This is a genomic window from Bacillus sp. FJAT-29814 (assembly GCF_001510715.1).
GTDB lineage: Bacteria > Bacillota > Bacilli > Bacillales > Cytobacillaceae > Neobacillus.
In genome coordinates, this window is sequence record NZ_LMTJ01000002.1 from 397,996 (window position 1) to 410,655 (window position 12,660).

18 protein-coding genes are annotated in these 12,660 nt (G+C 40.3%); 6 read left to right on the forward strand and 12 right to left on the reverse strand.

Annotation, left to right across the window (positions count from 1 at the left end; all coding sequences use genetic code 11):
• Positions 1-52: 52 nt before the first annotated feature.
• Positions 53-673, forward strand: coding sequence for a LysE family translocator (locus tag AR334_RS05950; protein ID WP_066306794.1), 621 nt, complete (start codon positions 53-55; stop codon positions 671-673).
• Between the two features lie 167 nt (positions 674-840).
• Here AR334_RS05950 and AR334_RS05955 read toward each other — a convergent pair whose 3' ends face one another.
• Both AR334_RS05955 and AR334_RS05960 read right to left on the reverse strand, forming a co-directional pair.
• Entirely contained in the window at positions 841-1,203 is a 363-nt protein-coding gene (locus AR334_RS05955; protein ID WP_066306798.1) for a hypothetical protein, read from the reverse strand.
• Positions 1,204-1,260: 57 nt separating this feature from the next.
• Positions 1,261-1,878, reverse strand: a complete 618-nt coding sequence (locus AR334_RS05960; RefSeq protein WP_066306802.1) for a LysE/ArgO family amino acid transporter — start codon at positions 1,876-1,878, stop codon at positions 1,261-1,263.
• 156 nt (positions 1,879-2,034) lie between these two features.
• Between AR334_RS05960 and lepB the strand changes: the two genes are divergently transcribed.
• Entirely contained in the window at positions 2,035-2,562 is a 528-nt protein-coding gene (gene lepB, locus AR334_RS05965; protein ID WP_066306804.1) for a signal peptidase I, read from the forward strand.
• Positions 2,563-2,596: 34 nt separating this feature from the next.
• A complete protein-coding gene (locus AR334_RS05970) occupies positions 2,597-2,935 on the forward strand; it encodes a cupin domain-containing protein (RefSeq protein ID WP_066306806.1) in 339 nt (112 codons plus the stop codon).
• 49 nt (positions 2,936-2,984) lie between these two features.
• Here AR334_RS05970 and AR334_RS05975 read toward each other — a convergent pair whose 3' ends face one another.
• The gene (locus AR334_RS05975; protein ID WP_066306807.1) at positions 2,985-3,176 is read right to left on the reverse strand and encodes a DUF1272 domain-containing protein; all 192 of its coding nucleotides are present in this window, start codon (positions 3,174-3,176) and stop codon (positions 2,985-2,987) included.
• Positions 3,148-3,960, reverse strand: a complete 813-nt coding sequence (locus AR334_RS05980; protein ID WP_066306810.1) for an MBL fold metallo-hydrolase — start codon at positions 3,958-3,960, stop codon at positions 3,148-3,150. Before AR334_RS05980 ends, AR334_RS05975 begins: the two co-directional genes overlap by 29 nt.
• Positions 3,961-4,177: 217 nt before the next feature.
• Here AR334_RS05980 and AR334_RS05985 point away from each other — a divergent pair, with 217 nt between their 5' ends.
• A complete protein-coding gene (locus tag AR334_RS05985) occupies positions 4,178-4,606 on the forward strand; it encodes a helix-turn-helix domain-containing protein (protein WP_066306811.1) in 429 nt (142 codons plus the stop codon).
• 66 nt (positions 4,607-4,672) lie between these two features.
• On the opposite strand, the gene AR334_RS05990 is transcribed toward AR334_RS05985, so the two are convergent.
• The 4 genes from AR334_RS05990 to AR334_RS06000 all read right to left on the reverse strand — a co-directional run bounded on the left by AR334_RS05990 (position 4,673) and on the right by AR334_RS06000 (position 6,527).
• On the reverse strand, positions 4,673-5,080 hold the full coding sequence (locus tag AR334_RS05990; protein WP_066306815.1) for an NUDIX hydrolase: 408 nt from the start codon (positions 5,078-5,080) through the stop codon (positions 4,673-4,675).
• Positions 5,081-5,109: 29 nt separating this feature from the next.
• Positions 5,110-5,628, reverse strand: coding sequence for a GrpB family protein (locus AR334_RS05995; protein WP_066306817.1), 519 nt, complete (start codon positions 5,626-5,628; stop codon positions 5,110-5,112).
• Positions 5,629-5,651: 23 nt separating this feature from the next.
• Positions 5,652-5,795, reverse strand: a complete 144-nt coding sequence (locus AR334_RS29855; RefSeq protein ID WP_172799164.1) for a hypothetical protein — start codon at positions 5,793-5,795, stop codon at positions 5,652-5,654.
• A 123-nt stretch (positions 5,796-5,918) separates the two neighbouring features.
• A complete protein-coding gene (locus AR334_RS06000) occupies positions 5,919-6,527 on the reverse strand; it encodes a YdcF family protein (protein ID WP_066306819.1) in 609 nt (202 codons plus the stop codon).
• Between the two features lie 157 nt (positions 6,528-6,684).
• On the opposite strand from AR334_RS06000, the gene AR334_RS06005 reads away from it, so the two are divergent.
• Complete coding sequence (locus AR334_RS06005) at positions 6,685-7,908, forward strand: hypothetical protein (protein ID WP_066306821.1); 1,224 nt, start codon at positions 6,685-6,687, stop codon at positions 7,906-7,908.
• Positions 7,909-7,984: 76 nt separating this feature from the next.
• Here AR334_RS06005 and AR334_RS06010 read toward each other — a convergent pair whose 3' ends face one another.
• From AR334_RS06010 to AR334_RS06025, 4 genes are all read right to left on the reverse strand, one after another.
• A complete protein-coding gene (locus AR334_RS06010; RefSeq protein WP_066306824.1) occupies positions 7,985-8,311 on the reverse strand; it encodes a YnfA family protein in 327 nt (108 codons plus the stop codon).
• 110 nt (positions 8,312-8,421) lie between these two features.
• The gene (locus AR334_RS06015) at positions 8,422-8,616 is read right to left on the reverse strand and encodes a hypothetical protein (protein ID WP_066306825.1); all 195 of its coding nucleotides are present in this window, start codon (positions 8,614-8,616) and stop codon (positions 8,422-8,424) included.
• 17 nt (positions 8,617-8,633) lie between these two features.
• Entirely contained in the window at positions 8,634-9,107 is a 474-nt protein-coding gene (locus AR334_RS06020; RefSeq protein ID WP_253701191.1) for an HIT family protein, read from the reverse strand.
• A 16-nt stretch (positions 9,108-9,123) separates the two neighbouring features.
• Positions 9,124-10,371 (reverse strand): MFS transporter, encoded by a 1,248-nt coding sequence (locus tag AR334_RS06025; RefSeq protein ID WP_066307702.1) that lies wholly within the window; start codon positions 10,369-10,371, stop codon positions 9,124-9,126.
• Between the two features lie 741 nt (positions 10,372-11,112).
• Between AR334_RS06025 and AR334_RS06030 the strand changes: the two genes are divergently transcribed.
• Positions 11,113-12,657, forward strand: a complete 1,545-nt coding sequence (locus AR334_RS06030) for a spore germination protein (protein WP_066306826.1) — start codon at positions 11,113-11,115, stop codon at positions 12,655-12,657.
• Positions 12,658-12,660: the final 3 nt, after the last annotated feature.

A 12,660-nucleotide genomic window follows, 5' to 3' on the forward strand; every position in this document is an offset into this window, starting at 1 on the left:
CTAAAAATTTGTGGTAAATTAATTTTATCATTTTCAAAAGGTGGTTAATACAATGGAGAATTTTTATTTGTTCGTGATTATGTCGATTTTACTTATTATTTTGCCTGGACCGGATACGGCGATTGCAACAAATAATACCCTGACTGTCGGGAAAGCCGGCGGTTTTAAAACCGTCATCGGTACCTGCTGCGCACTTATGATTCATACATTGGCTGCGGTGGTGGGACTGTCCGCGATCATCGTGAAATCGGCTATGTTATTTTCCGTTTTCAAGTATGTCGGGGCCGTCTACCTTATGTATCTTGGGTTTAAAACATTATGGGCATTAAAAAGCAAGAAACCTGCCGAGCTGGCTGTTGAAAACAAGTATGAAAATAAATCTTGTTTTAAACAAGGATTCCTGACCAATTTGCTAAACCCGAAAGTTGCTGTCTTTTTCCTGACCTTCCTGCCACAGTTTGTGGATGCGGGAAGCGATACATTTGTACCATTTCTTACAATGGGATTGACCTATACCGTATTAACCGCCCTATGGTTTGTGTTCTATATCTATCTGCTAAACCAAATTAGCGCGTTCATGAAAAAGCCAAGGACACAAGCTGTTTTTGAAGGACTAACCGGCACGGTGCTGATTGGTTTTGGCGTTACGCTGGCAATGGAAAAAACACATTAAACTTGGGTAGCCATTCATGGGTATTGGCGACCTAATCTGATGTTTGCTCGTCTTCGGACAGTTTCACTTGTTTTGGTTGTGATTTTGTCCGAAGTTGGCCCATCTTCGGACATTTTCGCTTCGTTTTGTTGCGTTTTTGTCCGAAGGTAGCTCGACTTCGGATATTTTCATTCAGAATTATCCGTTTTACTTATCCTCTCTAGCAACTCCCAATCAACATTTCCATCCAGTTCATTACAAATATTTTCAATCAAATGAAAAGCCATCTGATCCATCCCGCCATCATAACCTTCTTTAGCAAAATATTGATTTTTAAACTGAATAAACCAATAGTATTGGCTGTAAAGGACTTCTTCGTAGATAGATGAAGAACTCGCGATGATTTCTTCGGCATATTGCTCCAAAAACAAAAAATTATCTAATAGTTTCGTTAAGCCTTCATCCTCAAGCACGATGATGTTAGTCTTATCTAACTTTGGATTTAAAGTTTTAAACAGTTTTTCAATTCCCTGTTCTTTAATAATGTTCATAGTGAATCACCCTTATTACTTATTGGAGCAGTCTCCACTGGAAGTTTTACTTATTTTTTACAATGTTTCATACAACTGAATAGCAATATAGACCGCCACGCCCCAAATGATGATGGCAGACACTTTATTGAGCATTCGTAAAAACTTTCCTTCCGAATCGAAATTCCCTACGATTTTTCCGGCAATGGCAAGACCGAGAAACCAAAGCCACGAAACCACGATGCAGGCAATCGTAAATCCGACTTTTTCTGAACCGGTGTAGCCAATAGAACTCGTACCGATAACACCTATAGTATCAAGAATCGCATGAGGGTTAAGCAAGGAAACGGACATGGCAAACATAATTTGCTTTTTCATCGGCATCGCCGCTTCTCTTTGGCTTAAGCTGGCCGGGTCACTCTTCCATATCGACCAACCCATATATAGCAAAAATAAAATTCCAACTGTAAATAAAATAGTTTGCAAGACTGGAATCGTGAAGACAATGACGGATACTCCCAATACGGCCGATAAAATAAGTAAGGTGTCGCACAGCGAAGCAGTAAGGATAACAGGAATTGCTCCTCTAAATTTTGGCTGTGAAGCACCTTGATTAAAGACAAAGACATTTTGTGCCCCAAGTGGAAGGATGAGTCCAAAGGCCAAAACAATTCCGTGAAGTAATGCTGCTAACATGGTTCTCCTCCTAAATAATGAACTGATATTTAACCATTTTATAACAAAACTAGTAAGCTTGTAACTTTTTCAACTCCAATACGTCGTTTAGAAGGAATCGTGCCTTACATTGTTGAATACTTTCAAATACAGACACGTACAAAGGAGTTGTTCCAAATGTCAGATTCAAGAAATGAGTTAGTAAGCTGGGGTAAATCGATATTCATTGCCATTGGGATTGCATTTGTAATTAGGACGTTTTTATTTGCTCCATACATGGTAGAAGGCTCTTCAATGGAACCTACCCTGCATAATCAAGAAAAAGTTTTCGTCAATAAAGCGGGGGATTTTTCGCGAGGGGACATTATCATCATTAAAGGTACCGAGAAAAACTATGTAAAACGGGTAATCGGATTTCCGGGTGACCAGGTTGAAATGAAAACCGATCAATTATACATCAATGGGGAAATAGTGAAAGAAACGTACCTCTCTGAAAATCTAAAGGCTGCTCAGCAGCTGGGCAGTAAGTTAACAGGCGATTTTGGCCCGATAACCGTTCCAAAAGGTCATTATTTTGTCATGGGCGACAACCGTCTCCGCAGCATGGACAGCCGGAATGGCCTTGGTTTTATCAAAGAGGATCAGATTGTTGGAACAAGTGAATTTATATTTTTTCCGGTGACAGAAATTAGATTGGTGAAGTAGCATCGCATTTTTTGAAAAATAGGTGTGATTATAAATGAAAATTAGTAAGACAAATGCCGAACATTATATATGGGGTCCTCATTGCGACGGATGGCATTTAGTTAAGAATGAATATCTGAGCGTGATCCATGAGCGTATGCCTCCGCAAACATTTGAAGTAAGACACCATCATGAGCGTTCCCGTCAATTTTTCTTTGTCTTTTCCGGGATTGCCACACTCGAGGTAGATGGTGAACGTATAAATCTACATCCCCAGGAAGGGTATGAGGTGCCGCCCCTTGTTCCGCATCAAATGTTTAATGAAACCGAGAGTGATTTGGAATTTCTTGTTGTGTCTCAGCCAACCAGTAAGGGAGATAGGATATTAAGATAATATAAAAACCTTCCACAAATTTATTGCTGGAAGGTTTTTTAAATACCCATTATACCGCCCGGACTTTTTGGGGTTTCCTAGGTCTTCTTACAAGCTCCCCGCCGCAATTAGGACAAATATGTTCCATCGCTTCGGTGCACGGTTCGCAAAATGTACATTCATATACACAAATATAGGCGGCAGCATTTTCCTCAATGGAAGAATCACAACGTTCACATTTTTTTCTCATTTCTAATGCCATCTTCCATTACCTCCTCTTTTAGGAATAGTCGTTCATTTGGTTTTAAGAATTGAATGCTAACGCCTTGCACTTTTCCACTTTCTATTAATCTTTCTTCGACATTTTCTGTTTCGCAATAGAATGGTGGATAATCAAATGTTCCGTAATGGATGGGAACCAGATATTTCGCATTTAATAGTTTTGCTGCCTCCACTGCCTCCTCGGGGGTTAAGCATGCAGGCAAACTACTCTGTGTTTTTAATCCTTGAACATCCAGTATGGGGCCATTCACTGGAAGACAGGCAGCATGTATGGGGCCATATTGTTGCTCCATCCGCCACCAATACCCATGCCATTGGGTATCCCCACAGTGCACAATTGTATGGACGCTGTCAGACACAACCCAAGATACTTGGGGAGAACCATAACCATCAACGGAGTAGGAAGCTGAGACCTTCATATCGTTGATAAGGAAAGCATCATTTGGCCCCACCCCTATTACGTTATTAAATCCACATTTTTGGGCATAATCGACTGAATCTTTTGGAATATATATTGGAGTATCTTTACCAAAATATTTTAGGACCGATTGAAAATCAAAGTGGTCCGGATGAAAATGAGTAATTAATACGGCATTAGGACGTTGGATGGTTCCCAGAGAAACCAAGGGCTCTAATGGCTCCCCCAGTCTGGCTGCAAGCGGCCGGTCTTGGCCTTTTATCGGCGCTCCCAATGGATCTATTAGAATAGAAGTCTCTTTTGATTCAACTAATACCGTTGCCCATGATAATTTTTTTAATTCCAAGATAATCTCCCCCATTTCAGCTTAATTGTCCCTTACTTCTCGGTAGCTATCTCCACTATTAGCCTCCACTTCCTTTTTATTCCACAACCTTATGATAATAATACTTTAATGAGTAGTTTTTTGCAACTAACTTTTTATTAAAAACTTACTATCCCATTCTAAAGTTGATATACAATAACTATTTAGTTTAAAATTAGTTTTAAGGGTGGGTGAGCTAATGAAAAAGAAATACAATTTACCATGCAATATCGCGAATACACTTGACATAATTGGGGATCGGTGGACATTATTAATCGTTCGGGACATCATGAACGGAATTACTAAATTTAATGAATTAAAGGACTCTTTAACTGGTATAGCACCGAATATATTATCGGACCGGTTACAATTATTGGAAAAGGAAGGCTTAATCGTTTCAAAAATTTACAGCAAACACCCGCCGAGGTATGAATACGAACTCACACAGGATGGCTGGTCCCTAAAGGATGTCCTGTTCGCCTTGGCCATTTGGGGAAATAATCATTTTGAAAAAACGTACTATCGGGTCGTAGATAAAGTTTGTGACCATGAAGTACGTTTGACGTATGCTTGTCCACATTGTGAAACGTATACAGATAAGCCGGTATTAAAACCTATTAATGACTAATGTATGTCGAATATAGAAAAGGAAAATGGCTTGGGATCCTCCAAGCCATTTTCCTTTTACACACTTTTAAAATTCCACACAGAACGGTTGAAGATCATCGTTTAAGCAATACTCAATTCTTTGTCTAAAATTGCCCCAAGTGACCATTTCAAATGCTTGTTCAAGTGGGAAGAAGCCAACTTCCAAACTTTCAGAACTAGTGGTAAATTCTCCTCCAATTGGTTTTGCTAAAAACAATGTATTGCAAATGGACTCACTCATATTTTGAAAAATTCCACAAAACTTAATAATTTCTACATCAATCCCCGATTCTTCCTTTGTTTCCCTGATCGCGGCAGCCCGCAGCGACTCTCCTTCTTCTACCTGTCCACCAGGGATTTCCCATCCTCTGCGCGGCCCCTTGATTAATAGAATCTCATTTTTTTCGTTTAATACAATCGTAGCCGTTGAAACAATGTGTTTTGGTGGTGCCATATCATTCCCCTCACTTATTTATTACTTCTTTACCCTTTACTCCCCATCCTTTGCCATAGGAGTGCCCGCTGTTCCATTTCCGATACAAATGCCTTCTTGGCTAGACTATATCCACTCGTGTTTTCAAATCTTAGAGCCAGCTCTTCTTTAAATTCACTATACCTGGTGGCCTCATCCGGATGGGAGCGTAGATAATCCCGAAAGATTAGGTGCCGTTGGATTTGCGGGTTATCACTCTGGTAAAAATGAATATGATGGGTTCGGTTTTCCCCGCCTTTTCGAAACAATCTTCTGCCTGGAATTCCCCATTCACCAGCAACATCGTATCCTAGAGCATCCATTTTTCCGTTAAAAAAATCAATTTTGTTGATGTCCTTTACGATGCACATCATGTCGATGACAGGTTTTGCCTTCATGCCAGGAACCGACGTACTCCCAAAATGTTCAAACTGGATAACTTCGTCACCAAATATTGTTTTTAAAAATTGGGCTTCTGTTTGGTACATTTGTGCCCATTCCTTACAAAAGTCTGTAAGCCTAACTTTCATTTATTGAATTCTCCTTTAAATATCTAGTTTCTATTATTCTTCGATAATTCTTCTCGTACCTTTTTTATTTCCTCAGTTTGGTCCAAAATATTATTATTCACTTTTCTTATCGCATCATAGATTGCAAACATCCCCGCGAACAATAAGACCAGGATTAGGATATCCATTTAATCACCTTCCCCGTTTAAATTAATACTAATCTAACTTGGGTAAACATGGAATAAATAAACAAGAAAAAGCAATGCCCCTTGAAGCATTGCCAATTATTGCAAAATTGTCTTTTCCCAACCCTAGTCAATATCAATATTCTCATCGACCAAAACACCTAACTTCACGTAATTGATCAGTTTTTTGGCCTCCGTTTCAACCCGTTTTCTGCCAATGGCAGTTAGACACCAGTTATCCGCATTCGTTAGTTGATCCTTTACTGGACACAAGGTAAATTGAATCCAACTCGGCATATAGGTTTTAAGTGTCAAATGCAGCCTTCTCATATGAAAATGGGAGGTCACGACCAACAACCTTTTGATATTGTGCAAATAGAAGGCCCTGTCCAGTACCAAGAGCGAGGCAAGTACATTTTCTTTTGTATGCAATGAAAGATCTTCAATTAATATATCTTTTTCAGGAATGCCTAACTTCATGGCCTCGTTCTTTAACATGATGGCTTCCGTGAATTGATTTTGCTCCCACTTTACGCCGCCGGAAAATAGAATTTTCCCTGCTCTGCCTGCTTTATATAACTCTACCGCTTTCGGCAACCGGAATTTCACTGCATGACTGCTGCCGGCGACAAAAATACAGTCCCCGGTTTCATTAGTATCCTCAATTCCTCTATACAAAAGATTTGTCAGCTGAACATCCGTGAGTTGATCACCATCTAATTTAGAAATAAACATTTTTCACTCCTGCTTTCAAAAATTCGCCTGGGTCCCCCCTACAATTACTTCCACATGAATGGAGCTAATCCTTCTCATTTAATATATTCCAACAAAGAAGGATTTGTTGAGCTTTTACCGAATTTTAGGAAATATGTCTTTTTATAGGAGGAAATAGATGAAGAGGTTTTTAAAGGCTGGGACAATGATCCTTCTGCTTGGCAGTCTTTTAGCAGGGTGCAGCAGCAGTAAAAATGAACAGGCGAAAAGTACGCCCCAAACGGAGAAGCTACCACCTTCTGAAACAACAAAAAGCAGTGAACCCGTTGTAGATAAGGGCACGCCTGAATGGGATTTGCAGCAAATCACGACGGCGGTTGATGACAATGACAAAGCTTTATTCATGAGCTATCAAAATGAGGAAAATGATACATTTTTCAAAGAACAGCAGCGTTGGATTGATGAGGTGAAATTTAAGAAACAGCAAGGCTACACAGTATCAGTAAAATTATACAGTTTTCACCAAGAGGATGATGCAATCGCCACTGTTCGATTCAGTGTAATGATGAGCCATCCAAAGCTTGGAAGCACAACGAACACGGTGGCCTACCAAATGATTAAATCAGGGGACAGGTGGATTTTAAACGATGTTCCTTTTGAAAAAATGGTCTCCGATTCCGGACAACTGACAGTCTATTACCCTAAGGGACAAGAAACGGCAGCCACCCAAACGTTTAAGGATGCAACTGATATTGTAGATTTCTATTCAAAGAAATTTAATTGGAAACCACAACCGATTTCGATAAAAATCTATCCAACCAGCAACGAAGTATCTGCGACCGTTCCTTGGATCGCATTAGGCGGATGGAATGAGATCGGGGAGTCGCTTAAAATTACAACGGCTCTTTCCGATACCATTTTCCGCTTTTTGGCCCATGAGCTTACACACAAAATGGTGGGGGAAATGGCAAACGATAATGCGACCATTTACTTCCAGGAAGGATTTGCGTCTTATTTGGAAGGCACGGTGATTAGGGACTCGTCCGGCCAAGTATCATATGATCCTAAACTAGCACAAGAAAGGGCTGCTAAGGCAATGAAAGCTTCCAGTTCGGTTAAGACCATTGCGGAACTTGGAACCATTGATTACACAGACCCTGAAGGCTCGATGTATCGTGACGGATTTCTAATCTCTAATTATTTAATAGAAACCAAGGGTCTGCCTACTTTTATGAAAATGCTTGGCTATTTATCGAAATTCGACTATATCGACCAACGCTCAGAACATAAAATGGATACATGTCAGATTAGAACTTTAGAAGCCATTGAAAGCACTTATGGTCCTGCAGACAAAGTCTCCGCGGAAGTTCAAAACTTTTATGTTAAGGGGAGCGGGAAATAATTTGTATAACTAGCAGCCGAAAATTTGCAAGTTTTATTTTCGGCTGTTTACCTCGAATTTTTTTAAATCACCCCCTCTATTGTCGCGGGGCAAACAACATCACTGAAACGCCAATCAAACATATACCCGCTCCTAACCAATCGTATAAATCAGGTGTTTTTCTATCAACACCCCATCCCCATAAAACCGATAGAACGATAAATACCCCGCCGTAGGCAGCATACACCCGCCCGAATGATGGAAAGCTTTGAAAAGTGGCTATCACACCATATAGGGCTAACGCGATTCCCCCGCCTATTCCCCAATAATAGGGCTTTCCTTCTCTTAGCCATAACCAAATCAAATAACCGCCGCCGATTTCGGCCAAACCTGCAAGGACAAATAAAAGAATTGCATTAATAATTTAAACCACTTCCTTAATCGATTGTGTATATGAAAATTATTACTTAATTTAACTAACATTAACCGGACCTTCAAAAAAGGCTGCCAAACAGCGGCAGCCATAAATCCTTTTTATAAAATCCTCCAAATATATAGCCCTAATGCAATTAAAGCGATAAAAATAACAACTGCATAAATTAAGGTCAAGTTAGTTGTATTTCTTTTTGCGGAACCGCTGTAATCTTCGTCAGGTTTCTTGGTGACGATTAGAGTTGCAATCAAAGCAACAATGATAATCACAAAAACCAAACCAACCATTATATTCATGTTACACCTCGTCTAGATTAGTATGCATTCTTTATGATCTCATTCAGTTTCTGGCTTAGCCTTTGCTTCATTTCCCCATGCTGCTCAACTGAAAAATGGTATTTACAATCAAACCAGTGATCCTCTGTATACAGCCAAACCGGCTTTGGAATCCTTTCTTCCGGTTCCCAATCATAGCGCGGGAAAATGTGGGCATGCAAATAGACATCCGTATTTCCATAAATGGAGTAATTTACCCGCCGTGGGCTGCACACTTCCTGAATCGCATCCCCTATGATGCTCATATCCAGAAGATACTCGCTTCTTTGCTTGTAATCCAGTTCATTGAGTGAATTCACTTTTACCGAAGGCAGAAGGACACAGTAGCCAGGAAGAAATTGAGTATCTCCCATTACCGCAAAGCCGCTTCTCATTTTGGCAAGCACCATCGGATTTTCTCCCCGATGGGCAGAAGCAATTCGGTCTTTTTTCCAGTCCATACTTAAGCTCATTTCATTACCCCTTTTATTATGCTGCTTTCTCATTGCCTATTTTAATAGATTTTGGAAGCAATGCGCTAAAAATTGCTGCTAGTGCCAATATGATAATAGAAAGATAGAACGAGGCATTATAGCTGCCAGCGTGACTATAGAATAAACCTGGCAGGTACGCGCCTAAGGCAGAGCCGATTTGATGGCTTAGCGACAGCCAGCCCAAAATAAAGCCAATAGAATGATGTTTAAAATACTGCGTGGCCAGCAGTTGGGTAGGTGCCACTGTGGCAAAGTCGACCAATCCGAACAAGACGGCAAACACAAAGAGCAATGCTGGGTTATGGCTATTTAACAAAATAATAATCGACACAGCCCTTGCTGCATATAAACCGAACAAGATTTTCCGACAGCTCCACTTGTCCGCAATGACACCGGAAAGCAAAATGCCAATAATATTGAAACCGGCAAGCACGCTGACTGCAGCACCTGTGACGGCTGTTGAAAATCCATGATCATGGGAAATCGGGATCAGATGGGTATCCATTAATCCAGTCGTGGTGAACCCACAGATTGCAAATGGCAAAATTAAAAACCAAAACTGCCTTTGCCGGAAAGCATCCCATATCGAAAAATTCTTGGTTGATATCGCCGAGTTATTGATTTGTTCCTCTTTGAGATCCCCGCCAATCGGCTTCAGGCCTTTTTCATGAGGGTCGTTGCGTAAAAGGAACATGACGACAGGGAATATAATTAACGTTAGAAAAATGCCTAAAATGATAACGGTCAGTTTCCAATCGAGCCAGTTAATCAACAGCAATGAGCCTGGAACGAGCAGCATTTGCCCCGCACCAAACCCTGCCTCGATAATCCCTAATGCAAGTCCACGTTTTTCATTAAACCATTTTGTCACAAGAACCGTCGCGGCCACATTGGAAGCCCCGCCAACGCCAATCGAAACGAAAATCCCATATAGCACAAATAATTGCCACGGCTGTTGGACAAAGGAAGTTAGAAAAATACTGATTCCGACAATCAGCGTGCTCACGGATAGGATCAATCGCGGGCCCAGCTGATCTACTAATCTCCCCATTACCGGCTGAGAGAGGCCATATACGATAAAGCTAAGGGTGGAAATGAGGGAAATGGTTCCCCGGTCCATCGAAAAATCTGCTTCCCATGGTTGAACAAACGCACCAAAGGAAAGACGAACTCCCTGAACCGCCAATAAGGCCAAAAAGGTAATAAAGATAATCATCCAAGCGTAATGAAATTTTCTTTTCATGCGATTCTCCTCAAAACATATGTAAAGATTAAATAGATTATCTAAATAAAACACAATTTTTTTCTTAAATTTCACAATATTAATAGTTTTTATTATATCATAATACTCCTTTTCCGCTTTAAACAACAAAAAGGTACTTCCCAATATAAGGAATGCGCCTCTTCGCCTAATAATTTGCTCCGAACACTTGATTAATTCATGATGAATTCACTATGTTGTCCACAATATATTTACAAATAGTAACGAAGTTAATTGGTGCTCATACTATAAAATAGAACTCTCTGAAAGAGGTGAAAAATATGTGGCATGAACACGTAAAAATAACTACTGGCACTCATCCTGGACAATCTGGAGGTTGTATAGCAGAGTACAACCACTCCACCCTAAGTCACAATCCTCAACATCCATTAACCCCTCAAAATCATGTACTGCCACCAGTGCAGCCATATGGAACTTACGGCCAATATGGGGTTCCGCCCTGGAGACCGCCTGGGACATTTTTTTAAATTTTTCATGGGCGATTAAAGGACATGCTTATTTACAATCAGATTACTCATTTTCACTTTTAACATTTCTAATAAAGTATGAAGGCGATGCTTATACAAGCATCGCCTTAAAATATTCTCTCTTATTATCATGAATTTGGTTTAAAGGATGGATTTTTAGTCTTATCATCGTTTTTTTTACATAATTACCCTCATATCTGGAAAAAATTATATAGAATACTGGGGGTGGTTCACGGTGAAAAAAAATATCTTTAAATCGATTAGAAAGCTATTTAACAAGGAGCCACAATTTGACGAAAAATCAAACCAACACAGAATTAACCTAAAACATCAAGATATTAGCACCCGATATGAGGAAAATTTGGAGATTTTTAAGACCATTTTTTCATTCCCAATGAGTTGCGATGTCAAAATCCGTGAGTTTACGATCCGTTCGCTTAATCGTCGTGCCTTTATTATTTTCATCGCTACCATGGTCGACGGTGAATACATCATGAAAAGTATTTTGAAGCCGCTGATTGAAAACCCGCAGCCATCAAGAGATATAGCAAATATTGTTTCTTTTCCTATCGAAGATACAAAGACCAAAATCGGTGCCATCACAGAAGATATCACAACCGGCAATACAGCACTCTTTGTCGAGGGTGATCACCAATGCTATATATTTGCCACAACGGAACTTAAAGGCCGTAGTATTGAAAAATCCGATAATGAAGTCATCATCAGAGGAGCAAAGGAGGCCTTTAACGAAAATCTGTTTGATAATGTAGGGCTAATCCGGAAAAAGATTAAAAATGAAAACCTGATTGTTGATCATTTGGTCGTTACAGAACGATCCCGAAACGATGTCTTGCTGGTTTATGAAAAAGACTTGGTAGATGATAAACTGCTTCAAGCGATAACGAAAAAGCTTAATTCCATTGATGCTGACAGCGTGATTGATTTAAGTATTCTCGAACAGTTCTTGGAGGAACGGCCAAGGTCCCTGTTTCCGACTATCCTAAACACGGAACGACCTGACAGGGCGGTATCCTTTATTGAAGAGGGCCATATTGTTTTGTTAATGTCCAATTCGCCAAATTGTCTTGTCCTGCCTGCTACATTTTGGGCGATCTTTCATTCACCTGAAGATCACTACCTGCGGACGCCATATGGAAATTTTATCAGGCTATTACGATTAGTCGCTTTATTTATATCCATGTTTGCCTCCGCATTTTACATTGCCATTACCAACTATCATGTCGGAATGATACCACCTGATTTATTAATGGCGATTGCCGGGACGCGAGAACGGGTCCCGTTGCCATCGATTATTGAAATCCTGATGATGGAGCTTGCCTTTGAACTGATTCGAGAGGCCGGACTGCGCGTGCCCTCCCCGATTGGCCCGACCATCGGTATTGTCGGAGCGTTAATTTTGGGACAGGCGGCCGTTCAAGCCAATATTATCAGTCCGATTGTTATCATTGTCATCGCACTGAGCGGTTTAAGTTCGTTTATTATTAGTGATGTCAGCATGAATTTTGCGATTCGCATAAGCCGTTTCTTGATGATTTTTTCAGCTGGTTTTATGGGGATGTATGGCATGGAGGCAATGATTTTACTTGGCATCTATTATTTGGTCTCTTTAAAATCATTTGGCGTGCCTTACTTTGCGCCGATGACACCACATACTACCTCGGCAAAGGATCTGATCATTCGGCCAGTGCCAATGAAGTTAAGGTTCCGCCCAGGATATTTAAAACCGAAAGATATGGTGAGACAAGGAAAGGATTCATGATCC

Excerpts from the sequence above, each read along its gene's own strand:
- AR334_RS05990 (WP_066306815.1), bottom strand. The coding sequence starts at position 5,080 with ATGGCACCACCAAAACACATTGTTTCAACGGCTACGATTGTATTAAAC.
- AR334_RS05970 (WP_066306806.1), top strand. The coding sequence starts at position 2,597 with ATGAAAATTAGTAAGACAAATGCCGAACATTATATATGGGGTCCTCAT.
- AR334_RS05955 (WP_066306798.1), bottom strand. The coding sequence starts at position 1,203 with ATGAACATTATTAAAGAACAGGGAATTGAAAAACTGTTTAAAACTTTA.
- AR334_RS05985 (WP_066306811.1), top strand. The coding sequence starts at position 4,178 with ATGAAAAAGAAATACAATTTACCATGCAATATCGCGAATACACTTGAC.
- AR334_RS06020 (WP_253701191.1), bottom strand. The coding sequence starts at position 9,107 with ATGAGCTTAAGTATGGACTGGAAAAAAGACCGAATTGCTTCTGCCCAT.
- AR334_RS06000 (WP_066306819.1), bottom strand. The coding sequence starts at position 6,527 with ATGTTTATTTCTAAATTAGATGGTGATCAACTCACGGATGTTCAGCTG.
- AR334_RS06005 (WP_066306821.1), top strand. The coding sequence starts at position 6,685 with ATGAAGAGGTTTTTAAAGGCTGGGACAATGATCCTTCTGCTTGGCAGT.
- AR334_RS06015 (WP_066306825.1), bottom strand. The coding sequence starts at position 8,616 with ATGAATATAATGGTTGGTTTGGTTTTTGTGATTATCATTGTTGCTTTG.
- AR334_RS05995 (WP_066306817.1), bottom strand. The coding sequence starts at position 5,628 with ATGAAAGTTAGGCTTACAGACTTTTGTAAGGAATGGGCACAAATGTAC.
- AR334_RS05975 (WP_066306807.1), bottom strand. The coding sequence starts at position 3,176 with ATGGCATTAGAAATGAGAAAAAAATGTGAACGTTGTGATTCTTCCATT.
- AR334_RS05960 (WP_066306802.1), bottom strand. The coding sequence starts at position 1,878 with ATGTTAGCAGCATTACTTCACGGAATTGTTTTGGCCTTTGGACTCATC.
- lepB (WP_066306804.1), top strand. The coding sequence starts at position 2,035 with ATGTCAGATTCAAGAAATGAGTTAGTAAGCTGGGGTAAATCGATATTC.
- AR334_RS06025 (WP_066307702.1), bottom strand. The coding sequence starts at position 10,371 with ATGAAAAGAAAATTTCATTACGCTTGGATGATTATCTTTATTACCTTT.
- AR334_RS29855 (WP_172799164.1), bottom strand. The coding sequence starts at position 5,795 with ATGGATATCCTAATCCTGGTCTTATTGTTCGCGGGGATGTTTGCAATC.
- AR334_RS05950 (WP_066306794.1), top strand. The coding sequence starts at position 53 with ATGGAGAATTTTTATTTGTTCGTGATTATGTCGATTTTACTTATTATT.